Annotated in this window: 19 protein-coding genes; 9 read left to right on the top strand and 10 right to left on the bottom strand. The window is 70.9% G+C overall.

Annotated elements, in window-relative coordinates; all coding sequences use genetic code 11:
- Positions 1–45: 45 nt before the first annotated feature.
- A complete protein-coding gene (locus tag IEY79_RS35560; RefSeq protein WP_189111793.1) occupies positions 46–492 on the bottom strand; it encodes a VOC family protein in 447 nt (148 codons plus the stop codon).
- A 366-nt stretch (positions 493–858) separates the two neighbouring features.
- On the opposite strand from IEY79_RS35560, the gene IEY79_RS35555 reads away from it, so the two are divergent.
- The gene (locus tag IEY79_RS35555; protein ID WP_189111792.1) at positions 859–3,228 is read left to right on the top strand and encodes a glycosyl hydrolase family 95 catalytic domain-containing protein; all 2,370 of its coding nucleotides are present in this window, start codon (positions 859–861) and stop codon (positions 3,226–3,228) included.
- Positions 3,229–3,396: 168 nt separating this feature from the next.
- Here the strand turns inward: IEY79_RS35555 and IEY79_RS35550 are convergent, their stop codons facing one another.
- The gene (locus IEY79_RS35550) at positions 3,397–4,065 is read right to left on the bottom strand and encodes an O-methyltransferase (RefSeq protein ID WP_189111791.1); all 669 of its coding nucleotides are present in this window, start codon (positions 4,063–4,065) and stop codon (positions 3,397–3,399) included.
- Positions 4,066–4,335: 270 nt separating this feature from the next.
- On the opposite strand from IEY79_RS35550, the gene IEY79_RS35545 reads away from it, so the two are divergent.
- From IEY79_RS35545 to IEY79_RS35530, 4 genes are all read left to right on the top strand, one after another.
- The gene (locus tag IEY79_RS35545; RefSeq protein WP_189111790.1) at positions 4,336–4,680 is read left to right on the top strand and encodes a hypothetical protein; all 345 of its coding nucleotides are present in this window, start codon (positions 4,336–4,338) and stop codon (positions 4,678–4,680) included.
- On the top strand, positions 4,673–5,725 hold the full coding sequence (locus IEY79_RS35540; RefSeq protein ID WP_189111789.1) for a polyprenyl synthetase family protein: 1,053 nt from the start codon (positions 4,673–4,675) through the stop codon (positions 5,723–5,725). The genes IEY79_RS35545 and IEY79_RS35540 overlap by 8 nt, the downstream gene beginning before the upstream one ends.
- A gap of 81 nt (positions 5,726–5,806) precedes the next feature.
- Complete coding sequence (locus IEY79_RS35535; RefSeq protein WP_189111788.1) at positions 5,807–7,003, top strand: oxygenase MpaB family protein; 1,197 nt, start codon at positions 5,807–5,809, stop codon at positions 7,001–7,003.
- Between the two features lie 57 nt (positions 7,004–7,060).
- Positions 7,061–8,119 carry an endonuclease/exonuclease/phosphatase family protein gene (locus IEY79_RS35530; protein WP_189111787.1) on the top strand — a complete coding sequence of 353 codons (1,059 nt, stop codon included), beginning with the start codon at positions 7,061–7,063 and terminating at the stop codon, positions 8,117–8,119.
- Between the two features lie 57 nt (positions 8,120–8,176).
- Here the strand turns inward: IEY79_RS35530 and IEY79_RS35525 are convergent, their stop codons facing one another.
- Both IEY79_RS35525 and IEY79_RS35520 read right to left on the bottom strand, forming a co-directional pair.
- Positions 8,177–9,265 carry a CU044_5270 family protein gene (locus IEY79_RS35525; RefSeq protein WP_189111786.1) on the bottom strand — a complete coding sequence of 363 codons (1,089 nt, stop codon included), beginning with the start codon at positions 9,263–9,265 and terminating at the stop codon, positions 8,177–8,179.
- On the bottom strand, positions 9,262–9,867 hold the full coding sequence (locus IEY79_RS35520) for an RNA polymerase sigma factor (RefSeq protein WP_189111806.1): 606 nt from the start codon (positions 9,865–9,867) through the stop codon (positions 9,262–9,264). Before IEY79_RS35520 ends, IEY79_RS35525 begins: the two co-directional genes overlap by 4 nt.
- Before the next feature lie 239 nt (positions 9,868–10,106).
- Between IEY79_RS35520 and IEY79_RS35515 the strand changes: the two genes are divergently transcribed.
- The gene (locus tag IEY79_RS35515; protein ID WP_189111785.1) at positions 10,107–10,604 is read left to right on the top strand and encodes a Rieske (2Fe-2S) protein; all 498 of its coding nucleotides are present in this window, start codon (positions 10,107–10,109) and stop codon (positions 10,602–10,604) included.
- A 16-nt stretch (positions 10,605–10,620) separates the two neighbouring features.
- On the opposite strand, the gene IEY79_RS35510 is transcribed toward IEY79_RS35515, so the two are convergent.
- Positions 10,621–11,550 carry a LysR family transcriptional regulator gene (locus tag IEY79_RS35510; RefSeq protein ID WP_189111784.1) on the bottom strand — a complete coding sequence of 310 codons (930 nt, stop codon included), beginning with the start codon at positions 11,548–11,550 and terminating at the stop codon, positions 10,621–10,623.
- Positions 11,551–11,623: 73 nt separating this feature from the next.
- Between IEY79_RS35510 and IEY79_RS35505 the strand changes: the two genes are divergently transcribed.
- A complete protein-coding gene (locus IEY79_RS35505; protein ID WP_189111783.1) occupies positions 11,624–12,712 on the top strand; it encodes a DMT family transporter in 1,089 nt (362 codons plus the stop codon).
- On the opposite strand, the gene IEY79_RS35500 is transcribed toward IEY79_RS35505, so the two are convergent.
- Positions 12,703–14,034, bottom strand: coding sequence for an aminotransferase class I/II-fold pyridoxal phosphate-dependent enzyme (locus tag IEY79_RS35500; protein ID WP_189111782.1), 1,332 nt, complete (start codon positions 14,032–14,034; stop codon positions 12,703–12,705). The genes IEY79_RS35505 and IEY79_RS35500 overlap by 10 nt on opposite strands.
- 35 nt (positions 14,035–14,069) lie before the next feature.
- Between IEY79_RS35500 and IEY79_RS35495 the strand changes: the two genes are divergently transcribed.
- Complete coding sequence (locus IEY79_RS35495; RefSeq protein WP_189111781.1) at positions 14,070–14,750, top strand: pyridoxamine 5'-phosphate oxidase family protein; 681 nt, start codon at positions 14,070–14,072, stop codon at positions 14,748–14,750.
- Between the two features lie 49 nt (positions 14,751–14,799).
- On the opposite strand, the gene IEY79_RS35490 is transcribed toward IEY79_RS35495, so the two are convergent.
- The 4 genes from IEY79_RS35490 to IEY79_RS35475 all read right to left on the bottom strand — a co-directional run bounded on the left by IEY79_RS35490 (position 14,800) and on the right by IEY79_RS35475 (position 18,618).
- Positions 14,800–15,819, bottom strand: coding sequence for a DMT family transporter (locus IEY79_RS35490; RefSeq protein ID WP_189111805.1), 1,020 nt, complete (start codon positions 15,817–15,819; stop codon positions 14,800–14,802).
- Between the two features lie 167 nt (positions 15,820–15,986).
- Positions 15,987–17,015 carry an EamA family transporter gene (locus IEY79_RS35485; RefSeq protein WP_189111780.1) on the bottom strand — a complete coding sequence of 343 codons (1,029 nt, stop codon included), beginning with the start codon at positions 17,013–17,015 and terminating at the stop codon, positions 15,987–15,989.
- Positions 17,016–17,099: 84 nt separating this feature from the next.
- On the bottom strand, positions 17,100–17,651 hold the full coding sequence (locus IEY79_RS35480) for a Clp protease N-terminal domain-containing protein (protein ID WP_373292693.1): 552 nt from the start codon (positions 17,649–17,651) through the stop codon (positions 17,100–17,102).
- 346 nt (positions 17,652–17,997) lie between these two features.
- Positions 17,998–18,618, bottom strand: coding sequence for a PadR family transcriptional regulator (locus IEY79_RS35475; RefSeq protein ID WP_189111779.1), 621 nt, complete (start codon positions 18,616–18,618; stop codon positions 17,998–18,000).
- 278 nt (positions 18,619–18,896) lie between these two features.
- Between IEY79_RS35475 and IEY79_RS35470 the strand changes: the two genes are divergently transcribed.
- Complete coding sequence (locus IEY79_RS35470) at positions 18,897–19,280, top strand: hypothetical protein (protein ID WP_229701405.1); 384 nt, start codon at positions 18,897–18,899, stop codon at positions 19,278–19,280.
- Positions 19,281–20,361: the final 1,081 nt, after the last annotated feature.

The following is a 20,361-nucleotide window of genomic DNA, read 5'->3' as shown; positions in this document are numbered from 1 at the left end:
CGCGTCCTCATCCTGCCTGTTCGGTCCGGCGTCGGACATGACGGATCAGCGGCCCGGAAGCCGTTCGGTGATCTCCTGGAGGAGCCAGCCGTTGCCGTCGGGGTCGGCGAAGGAGGCGAAGGAGCCGTAGCTCGCCCGCCCGGCCGCCAGTCCTGGTACGCGGTCCACCTCACCCGCGTGGTGGAAGAGGCCGGTGGCGTCGTGGAAGATCTCGCTCACATCGACACCGCCCTCGATCAGTTGGTCGCGCGCCCGTTCGATGTCGGTCACCACGAGTTGCAGCCCCTGGACGGAGCCGGGCTCCGCGGTGGTCACTCCGACGCCGAAGGCGATGGAACATCCGGACCCGGGGGGCGTCAGGTGCACCACGCGGTAGTCGTCCTTGACGGGCTTGTCGACATCGAGGCGGAACCCCATCCGCTGGGCGTAGAACTGCTTCGCGCGGTCGACGTCGGCGACCGGGAGCAGTACGACTTCGAGCCTCATATCCATGGCGCTGTCCAATCCTCAACAATCGACGAATCAACCCCGGTCGCATTCTGGCGGTCATATCGTCAGAAAAGGTGCAGGCGCGCAGGTCGCACACCCTCGGCACGCCGGAACGAGACGCCGTGCGCCGCTCCGTACGGTGCGGATCTACTCAGCCGCCCCGCCGGGGGATTCATCCGATCTCATGAGCTGTCACGAGTGCGCCATTGACGATCGAGTGCCACAGAGACTGGCAAATGGGGCTCAAAGCGATCGAGCGGCTCGCAGAGATCGGATGCCTGCGTGCGCAAACCCTTGACTCGTTCCTCGTATTTTATGAATAGTTGCCGACGACACTCTGCGTGAAGCCCGTTGGAAGGGACCCCAACTGTGCCCGCCTCCTCTCGTCGCGATTTTCTCCGCATCACCGGAACAGCCGCGGGTGGCGGCCTCGCCCTCGCCGGTGGCCTCCGCCCGTTCGCCGCGCATGCCGCCCCCGTCCGCCCCTCCGGCGTGGATCTCGTACCGGAGAACAGGGCCACGGCAATCTGGTACACCACGCCCGCTGTTGAGGCGAGCATCATGCAAGAGGCCCTGCCGGTCGGCAATGGCCGGCTCGGCGCGCTGTCCGGGTGCGACCCGGTGGATGACTACCTGTACCTCACCGACGGCGCCTTCTGGACCGGCGGCCGTAACGACATACTGACCGACGACGGCCAACTTCCCTACGGCGCCGACGACTTCGGCAGCTTCGGTCTGCTGGCCAAGCTCCGCGTCAAGCTGCCCGGCCACTCGGGTGACGCGGTGAGCGACTACCGCCGCCAACTCGACCTGAGCAATGGTGTGGTGTCGGCGCGGTATCGACACCGCGGCGTCCGGTATCGCCGCGAGATCTACGCCAGCCACCCCGACGACGTGATCGTCGTCCGCCTCACCGGTGACGGCCCGCACACCGGCACGATCTCCCTGTCCGGCACGCACGACGAGACCACGTCCGGCGAGAAGGGACAGTTGTCGTTCACCGGGAAGCTGGGCAACGACCTGCGGTACGCCGCGGCCGTGACCGCGGTCAGTGCCACCGGCCGGGTCCGCGTGGAGGATGACGAGATCACCTTCGCCGGCTGCCGTGAACTGCTGATCGTGGTCTGCGCGGGCACCGACTACTCCCCCGATGCCGCGAAGAACTTCCGCGACACGGCCAACGCCCCCCTCGCCGTCGCCCGCGCCAAGGTGGCGGCCGCGGCGAAGGTCTCCGGTGACACGTTGTTGAACACCCACGTCGCCGACTATCAGCGCCTCTACAACCGGTTCAGCATCGACCTGGGCGACTCGTCGCCGGTCCAGCGCTCGCTGGACTCCTGGTCGCGCCTCGCGGTACGGCACACCGACCGGTCGAAGCCGGACCCCGAACTGGAGGCCACGTACGTCCAGTACGGCCGCTACCTCACGATCACCGGATCCCGCGACTGGCTCCCGATGAACCTCCAGGGCATCTGGGTGCACAACAACAAACCCGACTGGTACGCCGATTACCACACCGACATCAACGTCCAGATGAACTACTGGCTGGCCGACCCCGCCGGACTGGGCGAGAACTCCCTCGCGTTCGCCAAGTACTGCGTGTCCCAGCTGCCGGTGTGGACCGATGTGACCAAGCGGCTCTACAACAACGAGAAGAACAGATTCCGTAACAGCACCGGGGACATCGCCGGCTGGGCGGTGGCGTTCTCCACCAACATCCACGGCGGCAGCGGCTGGGTCTGGCATCCGTCGGGCAACGCCTGGCTCTGCAATTCGCTCTGGCGCCACTACGAGTACAGCCAGGACCGGGACTACCTGGAGCTGATCTACCCCGTTCTCAAGGGCGCGGCGGAGTTCTGGCAGGCCCGGCTGATCACCGAGACGGTCACCGATCCGGACGGGACGTCGCGTGAGGTGCTGATCGACGACAGCTCCTGGTCACCGGAGCACGGCCCGGACCGCAAGGGCAACACGTACGGCCAGGAACTGGTGTGGGAGCTCTTCGAGGAGTTCGGGACGGCGGCCGCGGTGCTTGGCCGGGACGAGAAGCTGGCGGCCGAGCTGGCCGCGATGCAGGCCAGGCTCTATCTGCCGCGGGTCAGCCCGAAGACCGGCTGGCTCGAGGAGTGGATGACTCCGGACAACCTCGGTGAGACCACGCACCGTCACCTCTCCCCGCTGATCGGTTTCTACCCCGGCGACAGGATCGCCGCCGACACGAGCCCGGAGCCGCTCCTCGACGGTGTCCGCGAACTGCTCGTCGCGCGGGGGATGGACAGCTACGGCTGGGCCTGCGCATGGCGGTCGTTGTGCTGGTCGCGCCTGAAGGACGCGGAGAAGGCGTACCAGCTCTATCTGACGATTCTGCGCCCCTCGATGAACAACGGGAACGGCACCTCGGCCAACTGGTTCGACATGTACAGCCAGGGCAGTTACACGATCTTCCAGATCGACGCGAACCTGGGCGGCGGCGCCGCCGCCCTGGAGATGATCCTCTACTCCCGCCCAGGCGTGATCGAGTTGCTGCCGGCCCTCCCCGGCGCGTGGGCCGACAAGGGCTCGGTGAGCGGCGTCGGCGCTCGCGGCGGCTTCGAGGTGGATCTGTCCTGGCGCGACGGCAGGGCGACCACGGCAACCGTCCGCAGCGTCGGCGGGCGAACGACCGAGCTGCGCGCCGGGGACTTCCGCAAGCGGATCACCCTGAAGCCCGGCGAGTCCACCACGGTGCGTATCCGCTGAGCTTGTCGTCCAAGACGGGTGGCGGTTCGAAGTGACGTCCGATCACCGGTCGGCGCCGGGGATGTGCGCGGTCTTCTCCGTGATCGCCGCGTCGTCGGCGGCCGGCCGGTGTGGACGGTCAGCGGCGGACCGCCCCGTTCGGTGGGCCTTTGGCCGCCCGCGGGCCCCTCAGCGTTTGCGGGCGATGGTCAGGCCGTCCGCGATCGGCAGGAGAAGCGACTCGACGCGGTCGTCGGCCCGGACGTACGCGTTGAACTCCCGGATCGCCAGTGCGTTGCCCTCCGCGTCGGCGCTGGCCGCCGCCCCGCCGTACAGCACGTTGTCGGCGAGGAGGAGGCCGCCCGGACGTACGCGCGGTACGAGTTCGTCCCAGTAGGCGCGGTAGCCCGGCTTGTCCGCGTCGAGGAAGACGAGGTCGATGAGCGGCTTCGCCGGCAGGGAGCCCAGGGTGTCGAGGGCCGGGGCGATGCGGAGCTCGATCCGGTCCTGGAGGCCCGCCTTCTTCCATGCCTCCTGGGCGATGGCGGTCCAGTCCGTGGAGATGTCGCAGGTGAGGACATGGCCCCCGGGGGCCAGTCCTGCCGCCAGGGCGAGGGTCGAGTAACCGGTGAAGGTGCCCACCTCGACGATGCGGCGGGCGTCGGTGAGCCGGGCCAGCAGGGTGAGCAGGACGCCCTGTTCGTGCGGGACCTGCATTCCGGCGGGCCCGCCGAGCGCCCGGGTGCGGGTGATCAGCTCTCGCTGGACGGGGGTGGGCGGTTCCGCCTGGGCCACGATGTAGTCGTACAGGTCCGGGGTGAGGGGAACCGACTTGATCCGGTCCGGGTGGCTGCTCATGTGATGGGTTCCTTCGGGAGGAGTGGAGTCGGCGCCCGCTGTGCCGGGAGGCGAGGAGGGCCGAGACGGTCGTGCGTGAAGCCGTCGTACAGCCCGTGTCCGGCTGCCGCAAGGACATCGGCGGGAACGGGCCGGGCACCGGCCCGCCGTACGCCTGAACGAATGATCACTTGATGGGGTATCCGGCGCGTGTCGGCGGCGGTCGCCAGGCACTCTGCTGTCAGGGGCGGGCACATACGTGACCTGCCGTCGGGCAGAGGGGTGGGGACCGTGCACGTACCGAAGGACGTCCATCAAGAAGGTGACGGCGGCGGCCGTCCTGTTCTCCTGCTGGCCGGTCTGGCGGATCTGGCGCTGAGCACCTGCGGGTCGGCTCTGAAGGCCGTACGCGCTCTCGCGGGCCGCTCGGACGTCGGCTCGCTCGCGGCGCAGGGCCGGCGGGACCTCCAGGCACGCGGCCGACTGGCCCTCGACCGCCTCGGCGCCAACGGAACGGGCACCGGCCCCGAGTTGTCGGGCCGCGGCCTCTTCGGCACCGGGGGCGAGGCGCACATGGAAGTCCTCGCGCGGCACGCACAGCTTCGCGCGGCCGCCGCCGGCGGCACCGGTGGCTGAGCCCTCCGAGCGGACGGCGCTCAAGTCCCGCGTCGACCGGGAGCTCGAAGAGTTCGTGGCGACGGAGGCGGACGCTCTCCTCGCGCTGGACGCCGAACTCGCGCCCCTCGTCGATGTCCTGACATCGGTGACCGCCCGCGGGAAACGCCTGCGGTCGGCCTTCTGCTACTGGGGCTGGCGCGCGGCGGGACAACCGGACAGCGACGCGATGGTGCGGGCGGCGGCGAGCATGGAACTCGTCCACGCCGCCGCCGTGGTCCATGACGACATCATCGACGACAGCGCCCTGCGGCACGGCCTGCCGACCGCCCATGTGGCCCTGCGGGACGCGTTCACGGACGGCCCGCGCCGCAAGGAGCGGGCCCGGTCGATGGCGATGCTGGCCGGAGACCTGCTGATGTCGTGGGCCGGGCAGATGTTCACCGGCTGCGGGCTGCCCGCGGCCTATCTGGCCCAGGCCCGTGGCCTCTGGGCAGTGCTGGCACGTGAGTTGATCGCCGGGGAGGCGCTGGAGCTGCTGCACACCGAGGGCGATTCCGACGTACGGCGATCGCTGAAGGTGATCCGTTACAAGACGGCCAAGTACACCGTCGAGCACCCCCTGCACATCGGTGCCGCGGTCGCCGGCGCCGAACCCGCCCTCCTGGAGATGTTCACCGACTACGGCCTCCCGCTGGGTGAGGCGTTCCAGCTGCGGGACGATCTCATCGGTCTGTTCGGCGACCCCGCGACCACGGGCAAGTCGAACACCGACGACGTCTCCGCCGCCCGTCCCACCGCGCTCATCGCCCTCACCAAGCAGTCGGCCACACCCGCCGAGCGGCGCGAGCTGAAGAAACTCCTCGGTCGCCGCACCCTCACCGCCGAGCAGTTGGAGCGGGTACGCGCGGTCGTGGAGCGCACCGGCGCGCGCCAACGCGTCGAGGAGATGATCACCGAAAGGGTCGGAGCGGCGGTCGGCGCGCTGGGCGGCGCCGGGCTTCCGCGGATCGCCCACCGGTCCCTGACCCAGCTGGCCACCGCGGCCACCAGCCGGCCGGACTGACCGGACGGACAAGGCCGGGCGAGATCGATCGACACCGTCCACCACCGGTTCCGGAGCCCCCACCTCTCGAAAGGTTCGTCCGTGGCCTACACCGAAGACTCCCTCAACTCCCTGCGCCTGTCGGGCGACGAGCTGGCCGACGCCACCGTCGCGACGCTCTTCGAGCGCGGCGAGGTCGGCAAGTTCAACTCCCTGATGCGGTACGTCTCCACCGTCGGGCAGGAACTCCCCGACGGTCTGCCGGAGGTGGCCCGTGAGTATCTCGCCCAGACCGCCGGGCCGCCGGCCTGGGTGGACTGGGACGAGATGGAGAAGGCGCGGATGTTCTTCATCGACAACAACGTGCACATCTCCACCGCGCTGTCCTTCGCCTCCATGCCCGCGTGTTATGTCGTCCCGCACATCGCGAAGCTGCTGTCGGCGACCCACTCGCTCAAGTACCCCTCCAAGCGGATGGCCGAGACCGGGCAGTTCACCGTCTATCTCATGCAGCCGAACGCCTTCGAGGCGGGCAGCCGGTTCATCCCCGCCGCCCAGAAGGTCCGGCTCCTGCACGCGTCCATCCGCCACCATCTCGCGCGCGAGGGGCGCTGGGACGTGGAGCGGCTGGGGACGCCGATCTGTCAGGAGGACATGATCGGCGGCCAGATGATGTTCTCGATCCAGGTCCTGGACGCCCTGCACCGCCTCGGCATCCATATGAGCGTGGACGGGGCGGAGTCGTACTTCTACGCCTGGCGGGTGGTGGGCGCCATGCTCGGCATCGACCAGCAGCACGCGCCCGCGGACCTGGACGAGGCGCGCCACTTCTCGGACCTGTACATGTCGCGCCATATGGGTCCGAGCCCCGAAGGCGCAGATCTCACACGGCAGTTGATCGATCTGTACGAGGAGGTGGTGCCGGGCACCCTTCTCGACCCCGTCGTGTCCGCGCTCATCCGCCATCTGATCGGCGACACCAGCGCCGATTGGCTGGAGGTGCCGCGCACCCACTGGGACACCCTCGTCAAGGCCGTGCCCGTACTGCTGAACGTGCTGGAAACCGTCGAGGACCACTCACCGTTCGGCGCCTGGGCCCTGGACCGCCTCGGCCATCTCACCACCGTGCTCGAACTGTCCTCGCTCACGCGGGGCCGCGTCATGCACTACGCCATCCCGGAGCAGCTGAAGAAGGAGTACGGCCTCTCCTCCGACGTCCCGCGCAACCGCCGCTGGACTCCCCCGGGCCCCGTCCTCTCCGCGCGGAAGGGGGAGACTGCGGACGCCGCCGGTTCCTGAGAAACCGATCCACCTGATCATTCGTCTTGATGAGCACGGTCAAGGGGATGGGAAGCCATGGTGGAGCAGGTGCGGCAGGACGTGGAGCCGGCGGACTCGGCGGAGGCGCGGGGCCGGTCGGCCGGGGGGCGGTCCGCATGGATCCGGGAGCGGGTCGCCTGGACCCGGGAGCGGTCGGCCTGGCGCCGGGGCCGGGTGCTCGCCGCGCTCGCGGTGCTGACGGCGGCGCTGCTGGCCTTCCACCGGGCCGTGCCCAACTTCCCTGGCCGCCTGGGCAGTTCACTGGAGGCGTTCCTGCCGTGGCTGGGCCTGATGGTCGTGGTGGTGTTCGTCCTGGCGCTGCTGCGCCGTTCGGTCGTCGCGCTGGTGGCCCTGCTGCTGCCGGTGGCGGCCTGGACGTATCTCTTCGGCGGGCTGCTCCTGCCGGCCGACGCGCGGGCCGATACGTACGACCTGGTCGTGGTGCAGCACAACGTCAGTGACACCAACACCGACCCGGCGGGCACCGCCCGCGCGCTGGCGGACGCGGGACCCGACCTCATCGCGCTCCAGGAGCTGGTGCCCCCGGCGCTCACGACGTACGAGAAGACGCTCGCCCCCGGCTACCCGTACCACGCGGTCCGGGGCACCGTCGGGCTCTGGTCGAAGCATCCGCTGACCGGCAGCCGGCTGCTGGACATCAAGCCCCGGGGGATCCCGGAAGGGTGGAATCGCGGGCTGCGCACCGTGGTCAGCACCCCGCACGGCGAGATCGCGGCGTACGTCGCCCACCTGCCGTCGGTCCGCTTCGGGGCGAGCGGCCTCACGTCGTCCTCGCGCGACGAGAGCGCCGGGCTGCTGGGCGAGGCGCTCGCCGCCGAGAGTGTGGAGCGGGTCATTCTGCTGGGCGACCTCAACGGCACGGTGGAGGACCGGGGGCTGACCCCGCTGACCTCACGGATGAATGTGGCCGAACGGGGCTTCGCCCTCAGCTTCCCCACCGCCTTCCCGCTGGCCCGGATCGACCAGGTCATGACCCGCTCGGCGACGGTCGCCCATATCCGCACCCTGCCCGCGACCGGCAGCGACCACTTGCCGGTCACCGCCGGAATCACCGGGCTGAGGGCTGCCCAGTAATCCCGGCGGGCGCACGTGCCAGGGGCCGCGAGCCCGGCAGGACCCAAACGACAGACCCTAGCTCTCCCGGACGCTTCCCGCGGGCTCACGGGCCGGTGTGGTGCCCGCCCTGTCGACGACGCCGCGCGCGATCTCGGCCCTGCTCGACAGGAGGGTGCCGGACTTCCCGTACGCGGTGTCCCTGATCAGATAGCTGCGGGAACCGAGGAAGGTGAGATCCTCCGTGTCGAAGACCCATTCGGTACGGGTGCCGAACCGGGTGTCGTCGCGGGCGATGCCGACGCCCCGCCGGCCGATCGCGTCGTGGGCCTCCGGCGCCTCGGTGACACCGGGCATGGTGGCCGCGGCCCGGTAGAGGGCCGAGGCGGTACGCGGCGGCATCACGCCGCCGAGCAGCGCGCCGATCTGGTCGAACACGGTCTGCGCGCGTTCCTGGCCCGGGACCTCGGGCGTGTGGGCGTACAGGTGGTTCAGCAGGCGGTCGGGGTCGGTGGGGAGTGCGGCGAGCCAGCGGTACGTGGGCCTGCTCAGCCCGGCCGGGGTGCCGCCCTCGTCCCCCAACTCGGCGTTGATCGGGAGGGTTTCGCCGTCGACCCGGAGGAGTCCGAGCTTCCGGAGGGGGCCCTGCTCCTGCGCCGTCCAGGTCTCGCGGTCCGACAGCGGGCCGACGACCGCCCTGCCGCTGGTCACGTCGGCGTCGCGGACCTTGGACCGGGTGTAGAGGAACTGGTCGTCCCGCACGGTGGGTGCGTCGTTCTTGAGGGCGACGTCGGAGATCTGGTGCAGCAGGGCGGCGGCCGGCGGCGCGGTGTCGGTCGTCGGGGCCTGGGACACCGCCGCGTCGGGCCGGTGGTCGTCGGCGCTCAGCGCGATGCCCGCGGTGAGCGCCCCGGCCCCTGCCAGCGCCGTCACGGGAATGAGGAGGGCGGGGCGGAGGAGGCGCCGGGCGGGCCGGGTCGTGGCTGCCCCGGAGGCCGCGGGCTCACGGTGGCGCTCGCTGTCACGGTCGATGCGGTCCATCAGTCGTTCCTTGTGGTGGAGGTACTGCTCGCGCGGCAGGTCCGCGGTGGCCGGGGCGGGCAGCAGCCGGGCGATCCGCCGGGCGTCGTCCTGCCGGTCCCGGGACGGGACGTCTTCGCGGTTCATGTGGTTTCCTCCCGCACGGGCAGGGCCGCGAGTGCGGCCGTACTTGTCACCTCTCCGCGACCGGCGCGCGGTTCCGCTTTCTCTTCGACGAGCCGGGCGAGCTTCTTGCGGGCGCGCGAGAGCCGGGAGCGCACCGTCCCGACGGGTACGCCCAGGGCCTCGGCGGTCTGCTGGTAGTCGAGCCCGGACCACACGCACAGGGACAGCACTTCGCGCTCCTGACGTCGCAGATGGCCCAGGGCGTCCTGGACGACGGCCAGGCGCCGTGCGTCGTCGATGCGTCCGGCGGTCTCGGGCGCGAAGTCGGCCACGACCGGGGGGCGTGGCTGGCGGGCCAGGAAGGCAAGCCGCCGGCGCAGCCCGCGTCGGGCGTTCTCGCACTTGTGGGTGGCGATCCCCAGCAGCCAGGGCAGCGGCGAGCCCTCCCCCTCCGACAGGCGCTCCCGCCCTCGCCAGGCGGCCAGGAAGGTGTCCGACATGACCTCTTCGGCCGTCGACCAGTCCCCGGTGAGTCTCAGCGCGTGCCGGTAGACGATTCGGGCGCACTGCTCGTACAACTCGGCGAACGCTTCGCGTTCCCCCGCGCGCAGGCGCCCGCGCAGGTCATCTTCTGGTTCCCTCACACCTGTTGTCTCTCCGCGGCCCCTGTGGGGTTCCTGTGACCTGCGTCATGTGCGCGGCAGCAGTACCGCGCACAGGTTCCCGGGGCGACGCCGCTCGGATGTCCCCCGGGAGTCCTTGAAACTTTGAGAAAGTCGTCCGGGGCTTGAACACCGCGCCGCACTGGTGCGTACCCCCTTGAGAACCGGCCGCCGGAGCCGGGCACGGACAGGGAGCAGACATGACGGGAACGCAGGGCACCGCGCGGACGGCCACGGGTCGGACGGTGGCGCGCCGTACGGTCGTGGCGGCGGCGGGCGCCGTCGGCCTCGGCGCGGCACTCGTCGCCTGCGGCTCGGACGACGACGCGTCGGACGCCGCCGCTGAGACGCCGGCGGGCGACGGCGGGGCGGACGACGGCGCCAACGGGGACAGCGGGGCCGCGGGCAAGGGAGAGGTGCTCGCCAAGACCTCCGACATCCCGGAGGGCGGCGGCAAGGTCTTCGAGGACAAGGGCGTCGTGGTCACCCAGCCGACGGCCGGTGAGTTCAAGGCCTTCTCCTCCGTGTGCACCCACTCGGGATGCACCGTGGGCGACATCTCCAACGGCACCATCACCTGCCCCTGCCACGGCAGTCAGTTCGACGCGGCGAACGGCAGCGTGAAGAAGGGCCCCGCGAACAAGCCGCTGGGCGCCGCCTCGATCACCGTCGAGGGGGACTCGATCACCCTCGCCTGAGGGGCGGTCGGCATGGTCAGTCCCTGACATCCGCCGTCTCCACGGCCTTCACCACCCGCGCCGCTTCGTCCAGCGCCTCGACCGCCGCCCGGATCGACGGGCGGCGGTCGGCGTCGGCGCGCCACACCGCGTACACGTGCCGGAACATCTTCTGCCGTACGGGGACGGCCACCACACCGTCGGGCAGCCGCCCGCGCCCCATCCGCGGCGCGACACAGACCCCCAACCCCCCGCCGACCAGCTCCAGTTGGGTGTGCTGCTCACCGGCCATGTGCTCGATGCGCGGCTCGATCCCCTTCGAGCGCAGCGTGAACACGAGCCACTCGTGGCAGAACTCGCCGGTCGGCCAGGACACCCACGAGTCGTCGGCGAACTCCTCCAGTTCGACTTCCCGCCGGCCCGCCAGCGGATGATCGGCCGGCATCGCCACATCGGCCGCGTCCTCCAGGAGGGAGGCCGTGGCCAGCCCGCCCGGCACCGGCAGCCGCTTGTTGTTCCAGTCCAGTACGACGGCGAGATCGAGATCGCCCCGCAGGACCTGGCGGAGAGCGCCGTCCGGCTCCAACTCCATCGAGCGCACCCGCAGATCGGGGTGCGCCTTGCGCAGTGAGGCGAGCGCGACGGGGAACAGACCACGGGCCGCCGTGGGGAACGCCGACAGCCGCACCTCGCCGACCACCTCGCCCCGGCGCGCCTCGATGTCCGACTGGGCGAGCTCCACCTGGGAGATGATCCGCGCGGCGTGGTCGGCGAGCAGCCGCCCCGCGTCGGTGAGCCGTACGCCGCGCCCGTGCTTGGTCAGCAGTTGCTGGCCGACCTCCCGCTCCAGCTTGGCCATCTGCTGCGAGACGGCCGACGTGGTCACATGGAGACCGTCGGCGGCGCCGCTCACGGAGCCGTGCCGGGCGAGCGCGTCAAGGATCCGCAGCCTCTCCAGGTTCAACATGTAAGCGATACTACGCAGACGGGTGGAGATATTCTCGCTTGTTCTAAGGGGTTGGGGCCCTCATCGTTGCCGTATGAGCACAGCGACCCCGCCCCGCGGCGGGCCCACCGGATCCGCTTCGACGACCTCGACCATTTCGTCCGCTTCGGCCGCTTCGCCCCGCCGCAACGCGATCGACTGGCGCATCCGGTTCGGCGTGCTCTCGCTGATCTGGGGCTTCAGCTTTCTGCTCATCAAGGTGGGCACCGACGGCTACGCGCCGTTCCAGGTGACGTTCGGCCGGCTGTTCTTCGGTACGGCGGTCCTGGCCGTCGCGATCGCGGTACGGCGCGAGCGGCTTCCCCGGGGGCTGCGCACCTGGGGCCATCTCACCGTCGCGGCGCTCATCCTCAACGCCGTGCCCTTCTCGCTCTTCTCCTACGCCGAGCTGACGATCCCCTCGACCCTGGCCGGCATCTGCAACGCCACCTCACCGCTGTGGGGCATGCTGCTGTCGCTCGTGGCGCTCTCCGAGGACCGTCCCACCCGGCGCCGGGTCGGCGGCCTGGGCCTCGGCTTCATCGGCGTACTGACCGCGCTCGGCGCCTGGCAGGGTTTCTCCGGGCTGGACTTCACCGGTACGGCCATGGCGCTGCTGGCCTCGCTCAGCTACGCCGTCGGCTGGATCTACGTACGCCGCACACTGGCCGGCAGCAGCGGCTCGCATCTCTCGCTCATCGGTGCCCAGTTGTTCATGGCGACCCTCCAACTGGCCGTGGTGACCCCGCTGTTCACCGATCTTCCGACGTCCTTCCCGGTGGTGCCGCTGCTCGCCGTGGTCGCGCTCGGCAGTCTGGGTACGGGGCTTGCCCTGCTGATCCAGTACGGTCTCGTCGCCGAAGTCGGCCCGACGACCGGTCAGATGGTCACGTACTTCGTCCCCGTCATCGCGACCGCCGCCGGTGTCGCGGTCCTCGACGAGCCGCTGCACTGGAACACCCCGGTCGGCGCGGTGGTCGTGCTCGTCGGCGCCGCACTGACCCAGCAGCGGGCCGGCGGTTCGCGCACCGCGCGAAAGTCCCACCCGAAGCCCGAGCAGACGTCGGCGCCCTCTCCGACTCCGGCGCCCGCGCGAGCACCCGCACCCGCGGCCCCCGCCCCGATCCCCGTCGATCAGCCGTAACTGCGCGCCGGCGCGGCCCCCGCCGCGTCGGCCACCGCGTCCGCGACCGCCTCGATGTCCTTTCCCGTCAGGCCCGACACCGTCAGCCGGACGCCGGGCCCGGCGGTCAACCGGAAGCGCGCCCCGGGCGCGACCGCCCAGCCCGCGTGCAGCAGCCGCGCCACCGCACCGGTCTCCTCGGCCACCGGCACCCACACGTTCATCCCGCTCCGCCCGTGCGCCTCGACGCCCCGTTCCGCGAGCGCCCGGACCAGGGCGTCACGCCGCTCGCCGTACGCGCGCGCCACCGCACGGGGGTCCACCGCGTCCGTCGCCCACAGCTCCACGACCGCCCGTTGCAGCAGTCTGCTCACCCAGCCGGGGCCCAGTCGCTGACGGCCCGTCACCCGGTCGACGGTGACGGCGTCCCCCGTCAGCACGGCGAGCCGCAGATCGGGGCCGTACGCCTTGGCCGTCGACCGCACGAGCGCCCAGCTGTCGGTGACTCCGGCCAGCGGATGAAGCGGCACGTCGACGATCCGGTGCCCGTGGTCGTCCTCGATGAGCAGTACGTGGGGATGGGCCGCCAGCACCGTACGCAGCTCCCGCGCGCGGGCCGCGCCCACCACGGCGCCCGTCGGATTCTGCGCACGGTCGGTGACGACGACCGCCCGCGCCCCGGCCCGCAGTGCCCGCTCCAGCTCCCCCGGCAGCGGCCCGTCGTCGTCCAGCGCCACCGGCAGGGGCCGCAGCCCCAGAGCGGGCACCAGATCGAGGAGGCTGCCCCAGCCGGGGTCCTCGACGGCGACGGCGTCCCCCGGCCGCAGATGCGCGGCCAGCACACGCTCGATCGCGTCCAGCGAGCCCGAGGTGACGGCGACCGGCCCGTCGGGCACCCCGTCCTCGTCCAGCCCGGCACGGGCGAGCCGCGCGAACTCGGGGAGGACGGCCGCGTCGCCGTACCGCCCCGGACGCTCCGCCTGCTCCCGCGCCGCCGCCGCGAACGCGTCGTGCAGCGGCGGCAGCAGGGCGGGATCCGGATTGCCGTCGGACACCTCCCGTACGCCGGCGGGCACGTCGACCCGGATCGAGCCGCGCGACGTGCTCGACGGGCGCGCCCGCACCCGGCTGCCCCTCCGGCCCGCCGTCTCGATGACACCCCGGTCGCGCAGCGTGCGGTACGCGGCGGCCACCGTGTTCGGGTTGACGCCCAGCTCCAGTGCCAACTCCCGCAGCGGAGGCAGCGGTTGGCCGGGCGCCAGTTCTCCCGCGCCGATCCCCCGCTCCACGCTCGCGGCAATCTCGGCGGCGCGCCGCCCTTCGATCCGATACTCTCCTAGCACAAAGAAGACTATGCACTAGTACATAGGAGAGTGCAATGCCCAAGCCTCCCTCCTCGCCCGCCGACGCCTACCGCCCCACCGACCGCACCGTCCCCACCCGGTCCGCCGACCGCGCCTCGTACGACCGCGAGTTGGTCCACGGGATACTCGACGAGACCTATCTGTGCCATCTCGGCTTCGTCCGCGACGGCGCGCCCGTGGTCCTCCCCACCCTTTACGCCCGGGTCGGCGAGCGGCTCTACGTCCACGGGTCGACCGGCTCCCGCCCCCTGCGGACGGCGGGCGACACGGCGGACCCGGGGCTCGCGGTCTGTCTCACGGTCACCCATGTCGACGGTCTGGTGCTGGCGCGGTCGGCCTTCCACCACTCGATCAACTACCGCTCCGTCGTGGTGCACGGCACCGCGTACCAGGTGACCGACCCCGGCGAACGGCGCGCCGCGCTCGACGCCGTGGTCGACCATGTCGTGCCCGGCCGCTCCTACGACTCACGGCCGGCCAACGCGAAGGAACTGGCCGCGACCGCCGTACTGAGCCTCGATCTCGACGAGGTGTCCGCCAAGGTCCGTACCGGCGGCCCGAACGACGAGCCCGAGGACCTGTCGCTCCCCCACTGGACCGGTGTGGTGCCCGTCGTACGCGGATACGGCACACCGGTCCCGGCCGACGACCTGGACCCGGCCGTCGGCCTGCCCGACTACCTCACCGTGCTCTGACCCCGGCGGACGCTGTACGCCGGGGCCGCGCGAGGCGGCACGCGAGGGCTTACACGAGATCGGCCGTCTTCCGGCGGTCCGACGCGAGGCGCGCCTCGGCGGCGGCGAGACCCACCACGGCGGCGAGCAGCAGCAGCGTCCCCACCACGGTCGCGGCGGTGAGCCGCTCCCCCAGCAGACCGACCGCGATGACCGCCGCGCTCACCGGCTCCAGCAGCATGATCACGGAGACGGTGGCGGCGCGTACGACCGCCGCGCCCGCGAAGTACAGGGCGTAGGCGAGAGCGGTCGGTACGGCGGCGACGTACAGGAACAGCCAGAGCACCTGGGCCGGTTCGGCCGTGTGCGGCAGCAGTCCCTCGCCCGCGGCGATCGGCAGGACGCACAGTGCCGCGACGGCGAAGGCCCATGCGGTGGTGGCGAGCGAGCCGGCCTTGCCGCCGTCGCGGCCGAGCCGGCGCGTGAGCAGGGTGATCGCGGCGTAACCGGTCGCCGACAGCAGGGCGTACGCGATCCCCACCGGACGCACCGTCGCCCCGTCACCGCCGAGCACCAGGACGGCGAGGCCGGCGAGAGCGCCGACGACGGCGAGCAGGCCGCCGCCGCCGAGCCGTTCGCCCATCGTCAGCCGTGCGCCGAGGGCGATGAGGACGGGCCCGGCGCCGAGGGTGACCACGGTGCCGACGGCGAGTCCGGTCTCCTCGACGGCGGCGAAGTACGCGCTCTGGAAGACCGCGAGGCCGATGCCTGTTGCGAGGATCCGGATCAGCCGGCGGCGGCGCGGCTCGGTCGCGGTCGCGGTCGCGGTCACCGACGGGAGAGCCCTCGCCACGCGCCCGCGGCGCAGCGCCAGCGCGCCGAGCAGCAGAACGAGGCCGCCGACGCAGCGCCAGAAGGAGAGGGAGAGCGGACCGACGTCGCTGATGCGGTAGACCAGCGACGCGGCGGCGCCGGCGGTCCCCCAGGCGACCCCGGCGACGACGAGATAGAACAGGCTGCGCCCGACCGACGGGCCGGGGGCGGCGGACGCTGCGGAAGCGGCAGTTGTGGCAGCGGACGATGCGGAAATCGACACGTGACTTCTCCGTGTGCGGAACGGGTTGGTGGTCGCTCACTCCGTCTCGCGGGCAGCGACGAACCGCTCGGGGACTGCCCGAGCCCGGTCTACGTCAACGGATGGCCGCCCGCGCTCAGGCGGCGGGAGGCGGAAGTACGGTCTGCGGCATGATCGGCAGCCTATGTCGCGGCCCGGTCGGCGGACAACCCGTCCTCCTCACCGACCACTTCGGGTGCTTCGGGTGCTTCGGCGGCCACCATGGACCCCTCGCCCCCTCCTCCGGCCCGCGCCGCGGGCGTCGAGGTCTGAGCGATGAACGCACCGACAAGCACGACGAGGCCGCCCAGGATCTGCGGCGCCGACAGGTGTTCGCCCAGCAGGACCCAGGCCAGCACGGTCGCGATGACCGCCTCCAGACAGGCGACGACCCCCGCCACCTGAGGCGAGAGCCTTCGTACGCTGATCACGCCGGTGCCGTAGGCGAGCACGGTCGCCACGAGCACGATCCACCCGAGCAGCAGCGGCGCGGCGACCGGTGTCCCGTCCATGTCGGCGCTGCCGGCCAGCAGCGACCACTCCATGCCCCAGGGCCGGGCGATGACGGTGAGGACGACTGTGCCGATGAGCAGCCCGTACGCGATGACGCCCAGCGGGTCGACGGCGTCGGACGGGTCCGCCGCCGGGTCGCCGCCCTGGTCGGAGAGGAGGAAGTAGCCGACCTGGCAGCAGGCCGCGCCGAGCGCGAGCAGCAGCCCGATCACTTCGAAGGAGAGCCCGGCCCACACCTCGACGACGCAGGCGAGTCCGCCCACGGCCAGGACGACGCCGACGGCGGCGGCGCGGGTGACGGGCGTGCGGCGGACGAAGCGCACCCAGAGCAGCACCAGCGCGGGCGCCAGATACTCGACGAGCAGCGCGACCCCGACGGGTATCCGGGAGAGCGAGGCGAAGTAGAACGCCTGCACGCCGGCGACGGCGAACATGCCGTAGCCCGCGAGCAGCGCGGGCCTGCGGCGGACCAGATCGCGGTGGCGCCAGGCGAGGGGCAGCATCACGAGTGCGGCCCCGGCGACCCGGAGCCAGACCACATGGAGCGGATCGAGCCCCGCCTCGATCAGCGGCTTGGCCGCGACACCTGATCCACCGAACGCGAAGGCCGACAGGAGCGCGAGTCCCAGGCCGACGCTTCTCCCCTGAGACGCGTGCATGGACACATCATGTCAGTCGGCGTCAGGAGCATCGGCGCTTTCACGCCTGTCGAGACAGGCCGTCACTCTCCATTGACCAGGCGGTCACACTCCGTAGGACGCCTCGGCGATACGGCCGGTGAGGGCCCGCGCGTCCACTCCGGCCCGCTCCAGCACCTCGACCGCGCGGGAGGCGGGGTCGGACGCGAGCTCGGTGAGCAGATCGAGACCGCCCGCCTGTCGCTCGCCCCGCCGTCGGGCCCGTTCGACAGTGCTCTCCATGACGGTGACGGCCGACGGCGACCAGCCGGGGACCGCGGGCGTCGACACGACGGGGACCGCGCCGGAGTCCTCCACCATCCCCTGCCAGCGCAGCCCGTAGCCGATGCTCCGCTGGACGAGATAGCCGAGGACGCGGGCGACCTGCGGCCCGCCGTCGAACGCCGCGCGGACCTCGGAGTCCGACTCCAGGAGCGAGTGGAGGAGGTGGGCGGTGTCGATGTGCCGGTCTCCGTCGCGGTGCGCCCTCCTGCGGGCTCCCGACACGACGGCCGCGAGCTCGGCGGAGAGTCCGGCGTCGATGTCCGCGCGGATCGATACGGCGGAGACGACGGTCGAATCGGACTGTTCGGGCAACCACGGGGTAGGACTCTGCACTCTCCCACCTCATCAGGCGACCGGCCGGTAAGACATCCCCGGCGGGGAGCATTCGAGCATCCCACCGAAGTTGGGGACGGGAGTGCGACCTCTCCTCCTTACGAATGAGATCGGGCGTCGACAGACCCCTGGGGCGCGCGCCGTCTTGCCACCCGCCTCGTCCGCGACCGTCATGCCGGACTTTCAACGCGGCGGAGTTCCGGTAGCCGCTGCGGGCGGCCCGGACAGGGGAGAGGGCCCCGCGACGATCTCGCCGATCGTCACGGGGCCCACGTTGACAGGATTCGTTACGGGTCGCCGCCGCCCGGTCCTCGCCACTCGGCCGTCGTCGCTCTGCAGCCGTCGCTCAGTCGTCGTCGTTGGCGAGGATCAGATAAAGCTTCTTGCGGGCGTCGTTGATGACGGCGAGGGCCTTCTGACGCTGGTCGGCGGAGCCGGTCTTCCAGACCTGCCCGAACGCCTCCATCAGGCCGAAGCCGGCCTGCCGGATCTCGTTCATCGTCTCCCAGTCGACACCGCGCCCGGCCTCTTCCCAGGGCGCTTCGGGCCCGGATTCGGCCTCGGTGCGACCGGCCTCGGTCAGGGTGAAGAGGTTCTTGCCACCCTCGCTCCGGCTCTCGATGAGACCCTCGTCCTCCAGGAGCTGGAGGGTCGGGTAGACCGAACCGGGGCTGGGGCGCCAGGCGCCTCCGCTGCGCTCGCCGATCTCCTGGATCATCTCGTAGCCGTGCATCGGCCGGTCCTTCAGCAGCGCCAGGATCGACGCGCGTACATCGCCGCGCCGCGCCCTGCCCCTGCCTCCGCCGCGGCCTCGGCCGCCGCCTCCGAAGGGCCCGCCGAACGGCGGTCCGAAGTTCGGCCCGAACGGCCCGAAGGCCCCGCGCCGCCCCGCAGACTCGCCCCGGCCTCGATGGCCGGGCCCGCACTGCCCATGTCCCTGTTCCTGCTCGTGTCCATGTGAACGCATCGCTACGCTCCTTCCATCGATGATCAGTCGCGAATCTATCGCGATGCCTCAACGATATATCGGAACAGTTCGCTTGGCAACAACTTCCGAGGACGGCCCATGTGACCCGTGACACCGAATTCGGGACGCGTGTCACCGAAGTTGGGTGGATTGCTGTTTGTGACACCGAAGATGGGCCACTGTCCAGCTTCTGACAGCGAAGTTGGACCGACGTGTTACGTGTCGAGGTGGTGCGGACTGGGCAGATCGCCGTTTTCGTGGGCGCGTAGTCTCGCCGGATGCACTCCCATCTGCGCTTCGAGAACCCTCCGGCTCTGCCCCATGAGGAGGTGGCCGAGTTCCTGGAACGGGCTCTGCGTGACCCATCACTGGAGGGTGAGGCGGCGGTTGTACTGGTCGGAAGTGCGCTGAACGACGACGATCGGGAGTTCGTCGAGCACTGGTGTGTCCAGGTCGGAACGCGGGCCGTGTCAGGCAGCCCCCTGCTCGGGCTGGCTGGCCTGTGCCTGGGACATGCGGCTCGACGCTTCGGATGTCTCAGCGATGCGGCCCTCGCCCTGGCGGAGTCGCTGGCGGCGCGTGCGGAGGCGGATCCGACAGACGTGGATGGCCGGGCCGTCGACGGCTTTGACGACATCCGGAGTTTCCTTCACCTGTGGTGAGGCCGTCGGTCAGTCGTCGGATTGTGCGGCCCGGTCACGGAGTTCCGCTCGCCAACGGAACCCTCTCTGCTGGCAGGTGCCCGAGCACCACTTGCGGTTGGGGACCGGCTTTCGGTGAGCCATGGAGGTGCCGCAGGCAGCGCATTCCTGTTGGTGAGATCGTCGGAGGATCTCCTGGTCCAGGCACTGGTCCGAGCACCAGGGGTTGGGCCTGAGAGGCTGGTGGCTTCGGTTGCAGCCCCGACAGGTCGGCGTGCTGGGCTGCTGCGGCTCTGCCGGGCGTCCGCCGACGCTGATCATCAGCTGCACTCTGTCCCGAAATTCCTGGTTCCATCGGTTGGCTCGCTGGCGGCATGGCCTTGAGCACCAGATGCGGCCGGTGACGGGTTTGCGGTGGGCCATCGAGGACCCGCAGCCACCGCATTTCTGCTGTTCAGCACGTTTCAGCAGCTCTTGTTCTAGACAGCGGCGAGAGCACCACGGGTTAATCCTGAGTGGCCGGTAGTGCTGCTCGCAGCCCCGACAGGTCCTCGTGTCATAGAGGCTGGGGGGCTCGGGTCCTATCGGGCGGGGTTGCGCTTCCCCTGCCTGGGACGAGATGGCGGCCGCAATCAACTGTCGGCGTAGTTCTTGGGTTCTGCAGTCGTTCGAGCACCAGTCACGGGGTCGGCCGTCGGTTCTGGGGAGGAGTGGCTGATGACAGTGGCGGCAGGTCACGGGTGGTGGCAGCGGATTGCGGGTCCAGTGGGCCATCCTGCCGCCGCAGCTTCTTGAGCACGCTTTTCGCCTGGTGGCATTGGTTATCGGTCCTTCGCAGACCGGGCAAAGGGCGGTAAGTTCGTCCTCGTCAACGGACCCGCTGGCGGCTTGGAAGTTCGGTGGGCGTGGCAGTGGTTCGCCTCGCTGGCGGAACTGGAAGGCGACTCGGCGGCAGTGTGATGAGCACATGTAGCGACGTTGTCCGAGCCGGAACCTCATCGCTCGCCCGCAAACTCGGCAGGGGACTTTCGTCCACTCCTCCGCTGGGATGCGCCGGCGGTATCGCTTCTGCCGACAGGATCTGGAGCAGGTTCGCGGCTTG

Origin of the sequence: Streptomyces camponoticapitis, from assembly GCF_014646115.1 — a bacterium.
Classification (GTDB): Bacteria; Actinomycetota; Actinomycetes; order Streptomycetales; family Streptomycetaceae; genus Streptomyces; species Streptomyces camponoticapitis.
The sequence above is the reverse complement of the archived record's forward strand: the minus strand, read 5'-3'. Positions and strand labels throughout refer to the sequence as shown.

What these genes read in the sequence shown, in the direction of transcription:
- IEY79_RS35560 (WP_189111793.1), bottom strand. Translation starts at nt 492, where the DNA reads ATGGATATGAGGCTCGAAGTCGTACTGCTCCCGGTCGCCGACGTCGAC.
- IEY79_RS35550 (WP_189111791.1), bottom strand. Translation starts at nt 4,065, where the DNA reads ATGAGCAGCCACCCGGACCGGATCAAGTCGGTTCCCCTCACCCCGGAC.
- IEY79_RS35530 (WP_189111787.1), top strand. Translation starts at nt 7,061, where the DNA reads ATGGTGGAGCAGGTGCGGCAGGACGTGGAGCCGGCGGACTCGGCGGAG.
- IEY79_RS35525 (WP_189111786.1), bottom strand. Translation starts at nt 9,265, where the DNA reads ATGAACCGCGAAGACGTCCCGTCCCGGGACCGGCAGGACGACGCCCGG.
- IEY79_RS35515 (WP_189111785.1), top strand. Translation starts at nt 10,107, where the DNA reads ATGACGGGAACGCAGGGCACCGCGCGGACGGCCACGGGTCGGACGGTG.
- IEY79_RS35510 (WP_189111784.1), bottom strand. Translation starts at nt 11,550, where the DNA reads ATGTTGAACCTGGAGAGGCTGCGGATCCTTGACGCGCTCGCCCGGCAC.
- IEY79_RS35505 (WP_189111783.1), top strand. Translation starts at nt 11,624, where the DNA reads ATGAGCACAGCGACCCCGCCCCGCGGCGGGCCCACCGGATCCGCTTCG.
- IEY79_RS35495 (WP_189111781.1), top strand. Translation starts at nt 14,070, where the DNA reads ATGCCCAAGCCTCCCTCCTCGCCCGCCGACGCCTACCGCCCCACCGAC.
- IEY79_RS35485 (WP_189111780.1), bottom strand. Translation starts at nt 17,015, where the DNA reads ATGCACGCGTCTCAGGGGAGAAGCGTCGGCCTGGGACTCGCGCTCCTG.
- IEY79_RS35475 (WP_189111779.1), bottom strand. Translation starts at nt 18,618, where the DNA reads ATGCGTTCACATGGACACGAGCAGGAACAGGGACATGGGCAGTGCGGG.
- IEY79_RS35470 (WP_229701405.1), top strand. Translation starts at nt 18,897, where the DNA reads ATGCACTCCCATCTGCGCTTCGAGAACCCTCCGGCTCTGCCCCATGAG.